The organism is Pseudoalteromonas sp. L1 (assembly GCF_021728095.1).
GTDB lineage: Bacteria > Pseudomonadota > Gammaproteobacteria > Enterobacterales > Alteromonadaceae > Pseudoalteromonas.
On sequence record NZ_JAKKCT010000004.1, the window covers coordinates 116357 to 130731 of the forward strand.

Genomic DNA, 14375 nt, shown 5'->3' on the forward strand with positions numbered 1-14375 from the left:
ACGTAAGGGGAGATTCAAAAGGTTTAAATGAAATTAAATTTTTTTAACGTGTCAGGGCAACTAGTTGACCTGACACTATTTATAGCTAGTTAGTAGACGTGCCTTCACTGTTTTGTTGAATAGTTTCTTCAGTTTTATAACGCCAACCTAAAAACACGATTCGAGCAGGCGTTGATGGTTTTCCACCATTTTGCACTTTTAAAAGGCCAGCATCATAGTGAGCGCCACTGCCCCCTGAGGCAGTAATCGTTGAACCACGAACACTACCAAACAGTTCACCACTGCCCGATAATTTTACTGTTGTTAAAGGTGCGTAAATTGCCGCATATAGATTTGCAGCACCACTAAATTGCACACCATTTACACCAGTAAATGATGAATAGAATGACAACGATGGATGACCACTTGTCGTTAAGCCCTCTTGCTCTGTGATCACACTCGCACCGGCCCCTATATTAATTTTGCCAGTGATCAGTATCGTTAAGCTGCTATCTTTTTTTATCGTTAAACGCGTGTCCCCTTCCATCGAAAAGTCACCATCAATAAATAAAATAACATCGCCCCCTGAAACTTCCATTTTTCCATCACTGGTCAATTTTAACTTGTCTAGGGCAAACACATATTCCTTACTTGTCGAACCATGTGGTTGGTTTTGAATCTTGGTATCAAATAAAAATACATCACTTAAACTTGGGAGTATCACTTGGCTACCATTCTGGCTAAAAAAGCCCTTTTCATTGGTTAGTTTAAACTGTTGGGTAGGCCCAATTGATAGCGAATGATAACTGTCAGTGTCGCTGTGCAGCTGTGCCATTTTCTCGGGGATGATTAAAGGATCACAGCTTGTATCAGGGTTTGTAGGGTCATAATCTGGAGCACTTGGATCTGCGACTGTGATGGGCTCTACATTTGGGTTCACGTTAAACTTACGATTACTATAGTGCACACCATCTTGCTGATTATTATAGGTATCTTTAAAATTACCCGTTCCACCATACATAATGTCTAAGCTTTCGCCTTGTGTATTATCAATATAAGTTGACCACTGCATAGAAGCATCGCCGTTGGCTCTAACAACCCCAGATACCCGACCACCTTTATGGATATAAAAACCTCGTGTGTATACGTTACCATCAATACGTAAACCACTGCCTGATGAAATATTAACTCCCGTATTTGAGCGTATATTACCAATTATCGGAGATGAGCCATTTAAATAAATAACGCCCGTTGCTTTTACGTCACCTTTAATAGGTGAATGCCCTGAAAGAACAACATCTGAATCGCCATCAATTGTCGATACATCACCATCACTCGATTTTGTCTCTTCGTAGCTTCCTTTGCTTGAGTCGTAACTATCGATGGTGCCGCTACCTGACAAATTCACACCTTTACAACCCACCATTGCATTGGTAAATGCCGAACTCCCTTTGCCCCCTTGCACACTAAAACGAGCGACTAAATTGCTTTGAGCATCACCTGCATAACGTTGACCTAAGCTTGCAATTTCCAGTTCACCATCAAGGTTTTTGCTTAGTAAAGCGGTAAATTTTGCATCATCGCCAATCACCCCTACACCACTGGCATTACCCGTTTTATCAATTAGTTCATCTATGGCCAGCACACCTTCACGGTTCAATGTTTGCTGTAGTAGTTTAGCTTGCTCGAACACCCCTTTTTCTGCCAATAGGCGGCTATTGAGCTTTTTCTGAAAATTACCACTTAATCGCTCTTGAACAATATTTTCTCGTAATGAACTAAGCACAACAACACTAGCCATTCCGGTTAAAATTAATACTGTTATAAGCGTAAAACCCTGTTGTTTTTTAGACACTATTTCCACCATATGCGTTCACTAAAATAGTGTTTGTTAGAGCAACATCAATATTAATTCCTGCACCAAATTGAGCAGGTAGTTTTTGGGGTTTAACAACAATACTAACCAGCTCTCCAGATAAGCTAAACGACACGCTTTCTAAGCCCGTTAATAAACGCTCAGCGGCAGCACCATTGAGTGAACACATTAAACTACTATTATCTAGGCTGTACACTTCTGTCATAACGCCCGTGGTTAAAGTGCCATTACATGCAATCACGCCCTCTGGTTGTGTGATTGTTATGGTTGATTTATCCGCACTAATGGAGGGTACAAGCTGTGTTTGCTTAATGCTGCGGTTGAATACTTTACTGGTATAGCGAATAACTTCTTGCGCATTTTCAAGCTCTTTACTGACTTCAATCGTGCCTTTAATTGCTGCATATGACAAACTCACACCAGCAAGTAAAAATGCCCCTGCGGCTAAGGCAACCATCAACTCAATAAGGCTAAACCCGCGTGCTAATTTATTCATAGACACACTGCCGACAAGTCAGGAAAACTGGCATTAAGACTTATTTGATTTTCTGCATTATCGGTCATGCGCTCATCAACCCACGCAACATTAATTTGCATATCATCATTATAAGTCGCAGGAATCGTAATTTGATAATCAGTTACTTGGGGGGCCAAACTTGCTCTAAAATCAGCATCTTGGAAAAGTGCGGGGTTAGTTTTTTGAATTTCACAAATGCGAGGCCATATCCGTTCAATACTATTTTGACCTTGGATTAAAGACACCGTGTAGTGAAAGCTATTTGTTGCATATTGTAGCGACTTTAACTGAGCAGCAGCTAAACCAAGTAAAGCGATACCAGCAATCACAACCGAAATCATTACCTCTAATAAAGAAAAGCCAGCTTGCTTTTTCATGCGCATCCCTTTGATGATTCAGCTAACCAGTTTTGACCACTTTTAAGGACACACATTACATAATCTGTGGTATTGGTGTGATTATCTTTAATATCAATTTGGGCTTGCTGGTCAACTTCACCACTTGCACTAACGGTTAGCGCAATTAGGTTTACTGTTACGCCAGCCTTAGTAATTGCAAACTCTTTTAATACAGTATCTGATCCCGCTTCGTTTAAAGTAACTTGCCAGAGATTATTATTGACCACCAATTTAATTTGACGCTCTTGCTTTACAGCTTCACTACGAGCATATTTATAAATACTGTTGAGTTGATTAGCTGTTGTTACAATACGGTCTTGTAGGATTTGCTGGCTAAACGACGGAAAAGCAAGACTGACTAAAATACCAATAATCGCAAGCACAACCATTAACTCAATTAAAGTAAACCCAGCCGCTTTATGCACAACAGCTACTCCCAACAATCATTTACAGCAGCACTGTTACTACCGTCATGTTTAATCATGAGTTCACCACAGCGATCTCCAGCCTGAGCTGAGCCAGACTTAGGCGTTGCCTTTAAATTGAAACCACGGTTTTTAAAATCAACAACGGCTCCAGGAGCCTTTTTCGTTGGCGTATACGTAAAGGTGTAGTAATCAGTATTTTGTGTTGTAAATGCATTAGGATAGCCACCATTTCTCGAATATATGCGTTCGAGGCTGGCACCATACTGTAATAAAACTTGTTGAGTATCAGCACGTCTACTGTGCTGCATATGCTCGGTATAAGCAGGTAATGCCACACTGTATAAAATACCTAAAATAGCGATGACAATGAGAACTTCTATGAGCGTAAATCCACGTTGTTTATAATTATTATTTGATGATAATTTACTTTTCAATCTTAAATCCTTACCACTTTTTTACGAATCAAATATAAATGACAGCGTTGTCGGTGTCAATTTAAGCAATTTCATATTGAGTACACCAATTATACTAATCAAGAAGAAGGAATTAAGATAAAAGTACTAATGTTTAAAATATAGGTAAGACTATAAAGCTGCTTTTGTACCAATTGAAAAGAAGCGGGTACAAAAAAGCCGTGCTTCAAAGCACGGCTTTTATTACTTAATATTGCTATTAAGCTTCAGCGATAACGATTACTTTAATAGTAGCTGTTACGTCTGAGTGTACTGCGATTGCAACGTCAAATTCGCCAGTCTCACGGATAGTACCTAGAGGTAAACGAACTTCTGATTTAGCAACTTCAACACCAACAGCTGAGATAGCGTCAGCGATGTCACGAGTACCGATTGAACCGAATAATTTGCCTTCGTCACCAGCTTTAGAAACTAGTGTTACTTCAGCTAATGCTTCTAGCTTGTCAGCACGAGCTTGAGCAGCAGCTAGATCTTCAGCGATCTTAGCTTCTAACTCAGCACGACGTGCTTCGAAAGTTTCGATGTTAGCTTTAGTTGCAGGAACTGCCTTACCTTGTGGGAAAAGGAAGTTACGTGCGAAGCCAGATTTAACTACAACCTGGTCACCTAGGCCACCTAGGTTTGCGATCTTGTCTAGTAGAATAACTTGCATGTCTCTACACCTTTTAAAAACTGTTAATCCGCTGCTTACTTATGTAAGTCAGTGTATGGAAGAAGGGCTAAGTAGCGAGCACGCTTGATAGCTGTTGCTAGCTGACGCTGATATTTAGCGCTAGTACCTGTGATACGGCTAGGTACGATTTTGCCACTTTCTGTAACATAGTTTCTAAGAGTAGCTAGATCTTTATAATCGATTTGTTGTACGCCTTCCGCTTTAAAGCGGCAGAACTTACGACGTCTGAAATAACGTGCCATGAGTAAAATTCCTCAAAAAATTCTTTCTATATGTTGAGCATGCAAGACCAATTGGCTTAAGCCATTTCGGCCTTCATGACGGTTTAAAAACCCCGTCACTTGCACTTGTTGCCCAACGTGCAATTGTTGAGTCTGTTGCTGCATTGACGCACCGCTGGCAACCACTTGAAGCCTGACATAACTATTACGGTTAAGGTCTGCTTCAACTTGCATTGATTTATGTTCAAGAACAAAAATACAATGCGGAACACCAGCAGGGCTTTGACTATACTTGGGGGTTTTACAAACAACCCCAGATAGTGTCAGCTGATTCATATAAGGATTAAGCGGTTGGCTCATCTTTTTGTCTCAACTGCAAGCGCCATGCTTGGACTCAAAACGATTAAGCAGCTGGTGCTTCTTTCTTCTCTTCTTTTGCAAGAGGAGATGCTTCAGTTACAGCGTCTTTAGTACGCATAACTAAGTTACGAAGCACTGCATCGTTGTAGCGGAAAGTAGTTTCTAGCTCGCTGATTACTTCAGTAGGTGCTTCAACGTTCATAAGAACATAATGAGCTTTGTGAAGCTTGTCGATTGGGTAAGCCAATTGACGACGGCCCCAGTCTTCAAGACGGTGGATAGTACCACCAGCTTCAGTGATAGAACCAGTATAACGTTCGATCATACCAGGTACTTGCTCACTCTGATCAGGGTGAACCATGAATACGATTTCGTAATGACGCATGGATATTCCTTACGGTTAATAGAGCCTTCTACCGTTTCGGCCAGTCGGTTTAAGGCAAGGAATTAAATTTAATAAGCCGAAATGAGCGCGCATTTTACGCTTAGATTGATAATTAAGCAAGATAAAACAGCAAGCCAAGTTAGATTCTTGTACTGAATTATTGCTTTCTACGCTGTAAAAACAAAAAACCCAGCCGAAGCTGGGTTTTTGAGATTCTGAAAAACTAAAATTACTTGATTTTAGCTTCTTTGAAAATCACGTGTTTACGAGCTTTAGGATCGTATTTTTTGATTTCCATTTTTTCAGGCATGTTACGCTTGTTCTTGTCGGTAGTGTAGAAAAAACCAGTACCAGCAGTTGAAACTAAACGGATCTTATCGCGCATGATTCAGTTCCTTAAACTTTTTCGCCACGAGCACGGATTTCTGTAAGAACCGCGTCGATGCCTTTTTTATCGATAATACGCATACCTTTAGTCGTAGTGCGTAATGTTACAAAACGTTTTTCACTTTCAACCCAAAAACGGTGCGTTTGTAGGTTAGGTAGGAAACGACGTTTAGTCGCGTTTCTCGCGTGTGAACGGTGGTTACCAACCGCTGGACGCTTACCTGTAACTTGACATACTTTAGACATGTCTATATATCTCCAATAACTTCGCTCGAGCTTAATTTTCCCTTAGGCCATGTATTTGTGCCCCGGGATAAATCGAAGGGCGCTCTTTATACAGCTTATGCAGGCAAAGATCAAGTAACAGATCTTATCCAATCAGCTCATGTGTAAATTTGATAGCGGCCAATTATAATGATCGAAAGCCCTTAGGGAAAGTAAAAACTGCATTTAAATTAAACTAATTTCTAAAAAACCGCTAAACTGCTCATTTTTAACACACTCCTGTCTTAGCTTCGCTTAAATTAATCCTCGTTCAGCAAACGAAACACAGTTTTTACCGCCCACAATGATGTGATCAAGCACATTAATATCGACTAACGAGAGTGCTTGCTGCAATTTATGAGTAATTAACTTGTCTGCTTCACTAGGCTCCGCCACTCCACTTGGATGATTATGAGCAAAGATAAGTGCCGCCGCATTCTGCTTTAAGGCAGCCTTAACCACCTCACGGGGATACACAGAAGCAGCATTTATAGTGCCATAGAAAAGCACTTCATCTTTTATTAATCGATTTTGGCTATCTAAATAAAGCACCATGAATACTTCTTGTTGCAAGCCCCTTAATTGAATAGTCAGGTAGTCATACACTGCTTGAGGAGAGTTAAATACCTCTTCTCGCTGGCATTGCTCAAGTAAGTAACGTCGGCTTAACTCTAATACCGCTTGTAACTGTACATACTTTGCAGTTCCTAACCCTCTTTGAGAACAAAACGCTTGCTCACTGGCATTAAATAAATTCTGCAATGTACTATTAATACGTAATAAGTGTTCAGCCAATTCAATCGCATTCATACCTGCAACACCTGTGCGTAAAAAGATAGCTAACAATTCTGCATCTGAGAGCGCTTTAGCGCCTTGTGAAAGCAGCTTTTCACGAGGTCGAGCTGACAATGGTAAATCCTTTAACGACATCAAAGTACCCCAAAAAGAAACAAACAGATTAAACTGTACAACAAAAGTTTCTTTTTTCCTTCCTTTAAAAAAGAAAACTTCATGAAATTGGCAAAGATTTGCTATCGTTAGCGCATATCGAGCAAAGTTAAACTTTATGTAATGACAAAATCAGCAAATAAAAAAATCTTACTAGGTATAAGTGGCGGCATTGCAGCTTATAAATGTGCAGAGCTAGTGCGACGCTTAAAAGACACTGGCTGCGAAGTAAAAGTGGTTATGACAGAGTCAGCCAAGCACTTTATTACCCCTTTGACGATGCAAGCCGTCAGTGGAGAGATTGTGTCTGATTCATTACTTGACCCTGCAGCTGAAGCCGCAATGGGACACATTGAATTTGCCAAGTGGGCAGATTTGATTTTAGTGGCGCCTGCAACCAGCAATGTATTAGCAAAAATGGCGATGGGTATAGCTGATGACCTACTCACCACGCTTTTATTAGCAACGCCAGCCAAGGTGGCTGTCGCACCGGCGATGAACCAACAAATGTACGCACATCCGGCAACGCAGACTAACCTTAATACTCTCGCCGATCGCGGGGTAGCAATTTGGGGGCCTGGTAAAGGCTCGCAAGCCTGCGGTGATGTAGGTGCGGGGCGTATGCTAGAGCCTCATGAACTGGTAGCGCTGTGTACACAGCCAAACATTGAGCCATTACTTACTGGCAAAACCATTACAATTACAGCAGGGCCAACCAGAGAAGCCCTCGATCCAGTGCGTTATATTTCTAATCACAGCTCAGGAAAAATGGGTTATGCCCTTGCCGAGGCGGCACTTGCTTTAGGTGCAAAGGTAAACCTGATTTCAGGACCAGTGACAATTAAAGCACCAGCGAATGCAAAGCTGACTTACATTGAAAGCGCTGAGCAGCTTTTAATCGCATCAATGGAACTTGCTGTACAGTCTGATGCTTTTATTGGCTGTGCTGCCGTTGCCGATTACCGCGCAGCCGCAATTGAAGATCAAAAAATGAAAAAACAAGGTGATGAACTCACACTCACCTTAGTTAAAAACCCAGATGTCATCGCTAACGTTGCTGCACTTAACGAAAACCGCCCATACACGGTTGGCTTTGCCGCCGAAACACAAGATGTTGCAAGCTATGCCCAAGGTAAATTAAAAAATAAAAATCTCGACATGATCTGTGCAAATGATGTGTCAAAAGAAGGCCTTGGCTTTAATTCTGATCATAATGCTTTAACACTGTTCTGGCACAATGAGCAGCAAGATTTAGCGGTTGGTAGCAAAAAAGATTTAGCGATGAGTGTTATGAGAGAGCTTGCCAAGCGTTTGTAAAAATGCTGGAAAGAAGCTGAATAAAACATTAACATAAGCCTCTCATTTGCACAAAAAATGGCTTGTCTGAGTCTATACAGCGCAAGTAATAAATTATAAGAAAGGAATGGTCATGCCTGCGACAAAAAGAAGTAATCGCAAAGAGCAGATTCTGCAAGCACTCGCACAAATGTTAGAAACCAGCCCAGGTCAACGTATCACTACTGCCAAACTAGCGGCTGAAGTGGGCGTATCTGAAGCTGCGCTTTATCGTCATTTTCCGAGTAAAGCGCGGATGTTTGAGGGCTTGATTGAGTTTATTGAAGATACTCTGCTATCGCGTATTAACCTCATTCTAGAAAATGAAAAAGAGAGTCAAACACGCGTATACAATATATTGCTTTTACTATTAGCATTCGCCGAAAAAAATCCAGGTATTACCCGTATTTTAACTGGTGATGCCTTGCAAGGTGAGCAAGAGCGCTTGCGTGAACGTGTGCAAGGCTTATTCGAAAAGCTAGAAACGCAATTTAAGCAAGTTCTTCGTGAACGTAAGCTTCGTGAAGGTAAAGCATTCCAATCTGACGAAACGACGTTAGCCAACTTCTTACTGGCTTACGTTGAAGGTAAGATGAATCAATTCGTGCGCAGCGACTTTAAAGCGAAACCGAGTGCGCAATTTGAAAAACAATGGCCTGAACTGAAAAAGATTTGGTTGTAAGTTAGCTGTAGGCGCGATTTAATATCGCGCAACAGTCTAATCAAAAGTACGCGGGTAACCCCGCTGTGCCCTCTTATTACAAAACCTACCGAAAAGTTTTTAGGCTTACAGCTCAACTCCCTAAATAAGCAACTTATCGTATCTACTCGAATTGTTTACTAAAAACGCTACACTGAACGCGTAAATTTAAAAACAACGAGAAGATAAATGAAAGCGCAATTATCACTTTTGAGCTTAGCCTTAGTGGCAAGCCTTGGTAGTGCACAGCTCAGTGCAAAAGAAGCTCTGCAATTTAAAGACGTGTTTGATTTTAAATACGCAAAAGGCACCCAACTGTCTGAAGATGGCCAAATTCTTACTTTCAGTGCCGACCCTTATCGCGGCAATGCACAAGGTCAGGTTTATGCATTAGACAATAACACCCTCCTTGCAAGCGTTGAGCGCGGTACTCGCCCTACAATTAATAAAGCGGCAAATTGGGTGGCGTTTACTCAGGTACCGACCCTACTTGAAAAAGAAACCACCAAGAAAAAAGACGAACTAAAAAACAACCTTGTTTTAGTCAATACTAAAAACGGTGAGCAACAGACATTTAATGATGTAAAAGACTATGCGTTATCAGATGACGGTGTTTGGCTTGCTTACCGACTCGATAAGAAAGCAGATAAAAAAGACGACCAAGAAAAAGACGAAAACAGCAGCGAAATCAAACCAGATAAAAAAGATAAAAGCTTTGATTTAGTGCTTGTTAACCTTCAAGACAAAACCACTCACACCCTAAACAATGTGTTTAGCTATGCAATGAGCAGCACTGGCGAGCAATTACTAGCAAGCCAAAGCTTTAGTGATGGTGCCGACAACCAAGTTGTATTAGTTACGCTTAACAATGACTTTGCTACCAGCGTACTGATTGATGAGCCTGGTGTGGTTGCCAATAAAATTGCCTGGCAACCAAATAGTAATACCGCAGCGCTGTTAATTGGTAACTACGTTAATGATGATACACGACGTCGCGACCATACCTTACAACTTTTACAAAACGGTGCCCTATCGACCATAAACTCAGCTGATAATAGCTGGACTATTGGCAAAACAGCCTCACTAACATGGTCTGAAGATGGTGCTCGTTTATACTTTGAAAATCATCCGAAATTAACGGCAAAGATCGAAGCAAAAGAATACACAGACGAAGCCTCTTTATATGATTTCGATACCATTCGCGACCATAAAGGCCTTAATGTTTGGCACAATAAAGACACTGAAATTAAGCCACGTGAAGAGCAACAATGGAATGAAAATAACAAGCTTCGTCATTATAAAGCGGTGTATCACGTAAATGGTCAGCAGGTTGTGCAGCTAAGTACACCAAGTATGCCTGAGGTTTCACTTAACACTAACCGCGAAGCGCTATTAGGCTATTCAGACCTGCCTTACCTAGAACGCATAATGTACGGTGGTTTTTACGCAGACTATTACAGTGTTGACGTTAAAACAGGTAAACAAACCGCTATCGTCAACGATTATCCATTTAGACCCAGCCTTGCGCCAAATGGTCAATATGCGGCATTTTTTCAAGACAGCCAAGTTCAACTTAAAGATTTAGGAAATAACAAAGTTTCGACCTTATCTAAAGCAATTAACGCGATTTTTGCCGATGATAAGCATGACTACCCATCACCTCAGCTAGGTTATGGCTTTGCTGGCTGGTTAAACGACAGCAGCCAAGTACTGGTTTACAGTAAATTTGATATTTGGGCTTTTGATGTCGCAACACAAAAGGCAACGCGTTTAACCCAAGGTAAAGAAACGAATACCCAGTATCGTGTTATTAAACTTGATAAAGACCAAGTGGGCTTTGCCAAAGACGAAACATTATTACTAAGCGCAACTAACCTGCAAGATAAACAAACCGAAATCGCCAAACTTGACTTATCAAGCAATAAAGTAAGCAAAGTACTTTCGGGTAAAAAGCGTTATGATGTCGTGAAAAAGGCGAAAAATGCCGATAAATATCTATTTACTGCGCAAACATATCAGCAATTTCCTGATTACTACCAAACTGACTTTAGCTTCAAAAAGCCACAGCGTGTTACCAACCTAAACCCGCAAGTTAGTAATTTTGCATGGGGTGAAAAACCTGAGCTGATTAGCTACAAAGGGTTTGATGGTGAAGACTTGCAAGGCGTATTGATCAAACCTGCGGGTTACAAAAAAGGTGACAAGGTTCCTGTGGTTGTGTACTTCTACCGCTATATGAGCCAACGCATGTATGACTTCCCGAAAATGGAATTAAATCATCGCCCTAACTTCCCGATGTTTACTTCAAATGGCTATGCGATTTTCTTACCTGATATCCGCTTTGAAATTGGTCACCCTGGTAAATCATCAACACAAACCATGATCAACGCCACTCAAAAGCTAATTGATTTAGGCATTGCTGATCCCGATAAAATTGGCTTACAAGGTCACTCATGGGCTGGCTATCAAAGCGCCTTTATGATCACCCAAACAGATATGTTTAAAGCGGTTGTTTCGGGTGCGCCAGTATCTAACATGACCAGTGCGTATAGCGGTATTCGTTTAAAATCAGGCCTTGCGCGTCAGTTCCAATACGAAACAGGACAAAGCCGAATTGGTAAAACCTTATTCGAAGCGCCAGAGCTATACATCGAAAACTCACCGGTGTTCTTCGCCGATAAAGTGAATACCCCTATTCTGATTATGTTTGGTGACAAAGATGATGCGGTGCCATGGCACGAAGGGGTTCAATACTACCTAGCACTACGTCGTGCGGGTAAAGATGCCACCTTTTTACAATACGAAGGTGAACCACATCACTTGAAGAAATTCCCTAACCAAGTGGATTTCTCGGTACGCATGATGGAATATTTTGATCACTACTTAAAAGGCAAACCTGCTGCTGAGTGGATCAAAAATGGCATCCCTTTTATTGAAGAATAAACAATAAGCTAAATTTAAGCTTACTGAACACCTCCTCCAAAGCCAGCATTTTTGCTGGCTTTGTTCTATAAAATCAATCATATCATCTGTTTTTTCGATTTTATCAATCGATTTAAACCCCAGTTTGTAAGTGGAAAGTTAATCAGAACATAACTATATTTCACGCAACTTCTAACTGGAGACTACACAATGTTTAAAAAATCGACCTCAGCCTTGTCTAAAGTAGCTGTTGCAGTATCACTGTTGGTGGCAACGGGCGTACAAGCTACTAACGACATCAAATCAAACCAATTCTGGTGGCCAGAACAATTAGATCTTAGCCAACTTCGTGCCCATGGCGCAGAGTCTGATCCTATGGGTCCTTACTTTGATTATAAAAAAGAATTCTTAAAGTTAGACCTAAACGCAGTGAAAGCAGATATTGAGAAAGTATTGACTGACTCTCAAGACTGGTGGCCTGCTGACTACGGTCACTATGGTCCATTCTTCATCCGTATGGCGTGGCACGCATCAGGTACGTACCGTACGTTTGATGGTCGTGGTGGCGCAGGCGGTGGTCAACAACGTTTCGACCCGCTAAACAGCTGGCCTGATAACGCGAACCTTGATAAGGCACGTCGCTTACTTTGGCCTATAAAACAAAAATACGGTCGCAGCATTTCTTGGGCTGACTTAATGGCGTTAACAGGTAACGTTGCGCTTGAATCAATGGGCTTCAAAACCTTCGGTTATGCCGGTGGTCGTGAAGATGATTGGGAACCAGACTACGTATACTGGGGCCCTGAAGGCAAAATGCTCACTGACGAACGTCGTGACAAAAAAGGCAAACTTAAAGGCCCATTAGCGGCCGTTGAGATGGGCTTAATCTATGTAAACCCTGAAGGCCCTCACGGTAACCCAGATCCACTTCTAGCAGCAGACGACATTCGTTTATCATTCGGCCGCATGGCAATGAACGATGAAGAAATCGTTGCGCTAATCGCCGGTGGTCACAGCTTTGGTAAAGCACACGGTGCGAAAAAAGCGACGTGTTTAGACAAAGAGCCAGCAGCAGCGGGTATCGAAGAGCAAGGTTTAGGTTGGAAAAACAAATGTGGTAAAGGTCACTCAGAAGATACCATCACTTCAGGTCTTGAAGGTGCATGGACAGTGACACCAACACGTTGGTCAATTAATTATCTACAAAACCTATTCAACTTTGAGTGGGTTAAAACTAAGAGCCCTGCAGGTGCGACTCAGTGGATACCTGAAAATGGTCAAGCGTCTAACCTAGTGCCAGATGCACACATTAAAGGTAAGCGTCATGCGCCTATCATGTTCACAACTGATATCGCGTTAAAAGCAGATCCTGAGTTCCGTAAGATTTCAGAGCGTTTCTTAAACGATCCGAAAGAGTTCGAACTGGCATTTGCTAAAGCATGGTTCAAACTAAACCACCGTGACATGGGCCCACGTGCTCGTTACTTAGGTGACTTAGTGCCAGAAGAAGTATTAATTTGGCAAGACTACATCCCTGCGGTTGACCACAAACTAGTAGACAGCAAAGATATCGCGTCACTTAAAGCAAACATCTTAGATTCAGGTTTATCTGTATCTGAACTAGTGCGTGTTGCTTGGGCATCAGCAGCAAGCTACCGCGACACAGATATGCGTGGTGGTGCAAACGGTGCACGTATTCGTTTTGCTCCGCAAAAAGATTGGCCGGTAAACAACCCGAAAGAAGTGGCTAAAGTACTGAACAAGCTTGAGAAAATCCAAACTAAGTTCAACAAAAAAGCATCGGGTGGTAAAGAAATTTCACTAGCAGATATGATTGTTCTTGGTGGTGCGGCTGCAATCGAAAAAGCAGCAAGCGATGCGGGTTTCTCTATCTCAGTACCATTTAAGCCAGGCCGTATGGACGCGTCATTAGAAATGACCGACGTTGAATCATTCGAAGTACTTGAGCCAACAGCAGATGCGTTCCGTAACTACTACAGCTCAGCATGGAAGTCACCGGCTGAAATGCTCGTTGAACGCGCTGATTTACTAAGCTTATCAGTACCAGAAATGACTGCACTACTAGGTGGTATGCGTGCCCTTAACGCGAATACTGACCAAACTAAACACGGTGTATTCACGAAGAAACCTGGCACATTAAGCAACGACTTCTTCGTTAACCTATTAGATATGTCAACGAAGTGGTCTAAGTCTTCTGAGGAAGGTGTTTACGAAGGCCGTGACCGTCAATCAGGCAAGCTTAAGTGGACAGCAACTCCAGTCGATTTAATCTTCGGTTCAAACTCAGAGCTACGTTCAATTGCTGAAGTGTATGCATCTGACGATGCTAAACAGAAGTTCGTTGATGACTTCGTAGCAGCGTGGACTAAAGTAATGACGCTAGACAGATTCGACCTACGTTAATACTTATTTTCGCAACCAACAAAGCCGCTAAGTTAGCGGCTTTTTTATTTTCGTTGATAATTTCCTCGACAAGACAGCGGTTTAA

The 14375-nt window shown here is 41.8% G+C and carries 16 protein-coding genes; 4 read left to right on the top strand and 12 right to left on the bottom strand.

What is annotated here, in order from left to right:
• Positions 1-85: 85 nt before the first annotated feature.
• The 12 genes from L3V38_RS13470 to radC all read right to left on the bottom strand — a co-directional run bounded on the left by L3V38_RS13470 (position 86) and on the right by radC (position 6891).
• On the bottom strand, positions 86-1834 hold the full coding sequence (locus L3V38_RS13470; protein WP_237119745.1) for a polymer-forming cytoskeletal protein: 1749 nt from the start codon (positions 1832-1834) through the stop codon (positions 86-88).
• Complete coding sequence (locus L3V38_RS13475; protein ID WP_237119746.1) at positions 1827-2351, bottom strand: prepilin-type N-terminal cleavage/methylation domain-containing protein; 525 nt, start codon at positions 2349-2351, stop codon at positions 1827-1829. Before L3V38_RS13475 ends, L3V38_RS13470 begins: the two co-directional genes overlap by 8 nt.
• Positions 2348-2749, bottom strand: a complete 402-nt coding sequence (locus L3V38_RS13480; RefSeq protein ID WP_237119747.1) for a prepilin-type N-terminal cleavage/methylation domain-containing protein — start codon at positions 2747-2749, stop codon at positions 2348-2350. Before L3V38_RS13480 ends, L3V38_RS13475 begins: the two co-directional genes overlap by 4 nt.
• Positions 2746-3195: a GspH/FimT family pseudopilin gene (locus L3V38_RS13485; protein ID WP_130151702.1), complete on the bottom strand. Its 450-nt coding sequence runs from the start codon at positions 3193-3195 to the stop codon at positions 2746-2748. Before L3V38_RS13485 ends, L3V38_RS13480 begins: the two co-directional genes overlap by 4 nt.
• A 5-nt stretch (positions 3196-3200) precedes the next feature.
• Positions 3201-3632 carry a type IV pilin protein gene (locus tag L3V38_RS13490; protein WP_130151701.1) on the bottom strand — a complete coding sequence of 144 codons (432 nt, stop codon included), beginning with the start codon at positions 3630-3632 and terminating at the stop codon, positions 3201-3203.
• Positions 3633-3870: 238 nt separating this feature from the next.
• Positions 3871-4323 carry a 50S ribosomal protein L9 gene (gene rplI / locus L3V38_RS13495; RefSeq protein WP_062567345.1) on the bottom strand — a complete coding sequence of 151 codons (453 nt, stop codon included), beginning with the start codon at positions 4321-4323 and terminating at the stop codon, positions 3871-3873.
• A 35-nt stretch (positions 4324-4358) separates the two neighbouring features.
• Entirely contained in the window at positions 4359-4586 is a 228-nt protein-coding gene (rpsR, locus tag L3V38_RS13500) for a 30S ribosomal protein S18 (protein WP_002962753.1), read from the bottom strand.
• A 12-nt stretch (positions 4587-4598) separates the two neighbouring features.
• The gene (gene priB, locus L3V38_RS13505) at positions 4599-4901 is read right to left on the bottom strand and encodes a primosomal replication protein N (RefSeq protein ID WP_062567440.1); all 303 of its coding nucleotides are present in this window, start codon (positions 4899-4901) and stop codon (positions 4599-4601) included.
• Positions 4902-4968: 67 nt separating this feature from the next.
• Positions 4969-5310: a 30S ribosomal protein S6 gene (gene rpsF / locus L3V38_RS13510; protein WP_036973113.1), complete on the bottom strand. Its 342-nt coding sequence runs from the start codon at positions 5308-5310 to the stop codon at positions 4969-4971.
• A 229-nt stretch (positions 5311-5539) separates the two neighbouring features.
• Positions 5540-5695 carry a 50S ribosomal protein L33 gene (gene rpmG, locus L3V38_RS13515; protein ID WP_022946036.1) on the bottom strand — a complete coding sequence of 52 codons (156 nt, stop codon included), beginning with the start codon at positions 5693-5695 and terminating at the stop codon, positions 5540-5542.
• 11 nt (positions 5696-5706) lie between these two features.
• On the bottom strand, positions 5707-5943 hold the full coding sequence (gene rpmB / locus L3V38_RS13520) for a 50S ribosomal protein L28 (RefSeq protein ID WP_036973115.1): 237 nt from the start codon (positions 5941-5943) through the stop codon (positions 5707-5709).
• 273 nt (positions 5944-6216) lie between these two features.
• Complete coding sequence (gene radC / locus L3V38_RS13525; RefSeq protein ID WP_237119748.1) at positions 6217-6891, bottom strand: DNA repair protein RadC; 675 nt, start codon at positions 6889-6891, stop codon at positions 6217-6219.
• Between the two features lie 141 nt (positions 6892-7032).
• On the opposite strand from radC, the gene coaBC reads away from it, so the two are divergent.
• The 4 genes from coaBC to katG all read left to right on the top strand — a co-directional run bounded on the left by coaBC (position 7033) and on the right by katG (position 14290).
• Positions 7033-8226, top strand: a complete 1194-nt coding sequence (gene coaBC / locus L3V38_RS13530; protein WP_237119749.1) for a bifunctional phosphopantothenoylcysteine decarboxylase/phosphopantothenate--cysteine ligase CoaBC — start codon at positions 7033-7035, stop codon at positions 8224-8226.
• A gap of 112 nt (positions 8227-8338) precedes the next feature.
• The gene (slmA, locus tag L3V38_RS13535) at positions 8339-8926 is read left to right on the top strand and encodes a nucleoid occlusion factor SlmA (RefSeq protein WP_062567343.1); all 588 of its coding nucleotides are present in this window, start codon (positions 8339-8341) and stop codon (positions 8924-8926) included.
• 207 nt (positions 8927-9133) lie between these two features.
• Positions 9134-11887, top strand: a complete 2754-nt coding sequence (locus L3V38_RS13540; RefSeq protein WP_237119750.1) for a prolyl oligopeptidase family serine peptidase — start codon at positions 9134-9136, stop codon at positions 11885-11887.
• Between the two features lie 189 nt (positions 11888-12076).
• The gene (gene katG, locus L3V38_RS13545; RefSeq protein WP_237119751.1) at positions 12077-14290 is read left to right on the top strand and encodes a catalase/peroxidase HPI; all 2214 of its coding nucleotides are present in this window, start codon (positions 12077-12079) and stop codon (positions 14288-14290) included.
• Positions 14291-14375 lie beyond the last annotated feature (85 nt).

Coding starts and splice junctions, on each gene's coding strand:
- coaBC (WP_237119749.1), top strand. CDS start 7,033: ATGACAAAATCAGCAAATAAAAAAATCTTACTAGGTATAAGTGGCGGC.
- L3V38_RS13540 (WP_237119750.1), top strand. CDS start 9,134: ATGAAAGCGCAATTATCACTTTTGAGCTTAGCCTTAGTGGCAAGCCTT.
- radC (WP_237119748.1), bottom strand. CDS start 6,891: ATGTCGTTAAAGGATTTACCATTGTCAGCTCGACCTCGTGAAAAGCTG.
- rpmB (WP_036973115.1), bottom strand. CDS start 5,943: ATGTCTAAAGTATGTCAAGTTACAGGTAAGCGTCCAGCGGTTGGTAAC.
- rpsR (WP_002962753.1), bottom strand. CDS start 4,586: ATGGCACGTTATTTCAGACGTCGTAAGTTCTGCCGCTTTAAAGCGGAA.
- L3V38_RS13475 (WP_237119746.1), bottom strand. CDS start 2,351: ATGAATAAATTAGCACGCGGGTTTAGCCTTATTGAGTTGATGGTTGCC.
- slmA (WP_062567343.1), top strand. CDS start 8,339: ATGCCTGCGACAAAAAGAAGTAATCGCAAAGAGCAGATTCTGCAAGCA.
- rplI (WP_062567345.1), bottom strand. CDS start 4,323: ATGCAAGTTATTCTACTAGACAAGATCGCAAACCTAGGTGGCCTAGGT.
- priB (WP_062567440.1), bottom strand. CDS start 4,901: ATGAATCAGCTGACACTATCTGGGGTTGTTTGTAAAACCCCCAAGTAT.
- L3V38_RS13480 (WP_237119747.1), bottom strand. CDS start 2,749: ATGAAAAAGCAAGCTGGCTTTTCTTTATTAGAGGTAATGATTTCGGTT.
- rpsF (WP_036973113.1), bottom strand. CDS start 5,310: ATGCGTCATTACGAAATCGTATTCATGGTTCACCCTGATCAGAGTGAG.
- rpmG (WP_022946036.1), bottom strand. CDS start 5,695: ATGCGCGATAAGATCCGTTTAGTTTCAACTGCTGGTACTGGTTTTTTC.
- katG (WP_237119751.1), top strand. CDS start 12,077: ATGTTTAAAAAATCGACCTCAGCCTTGTCTAAAGTAGCTGTTGCAGTA.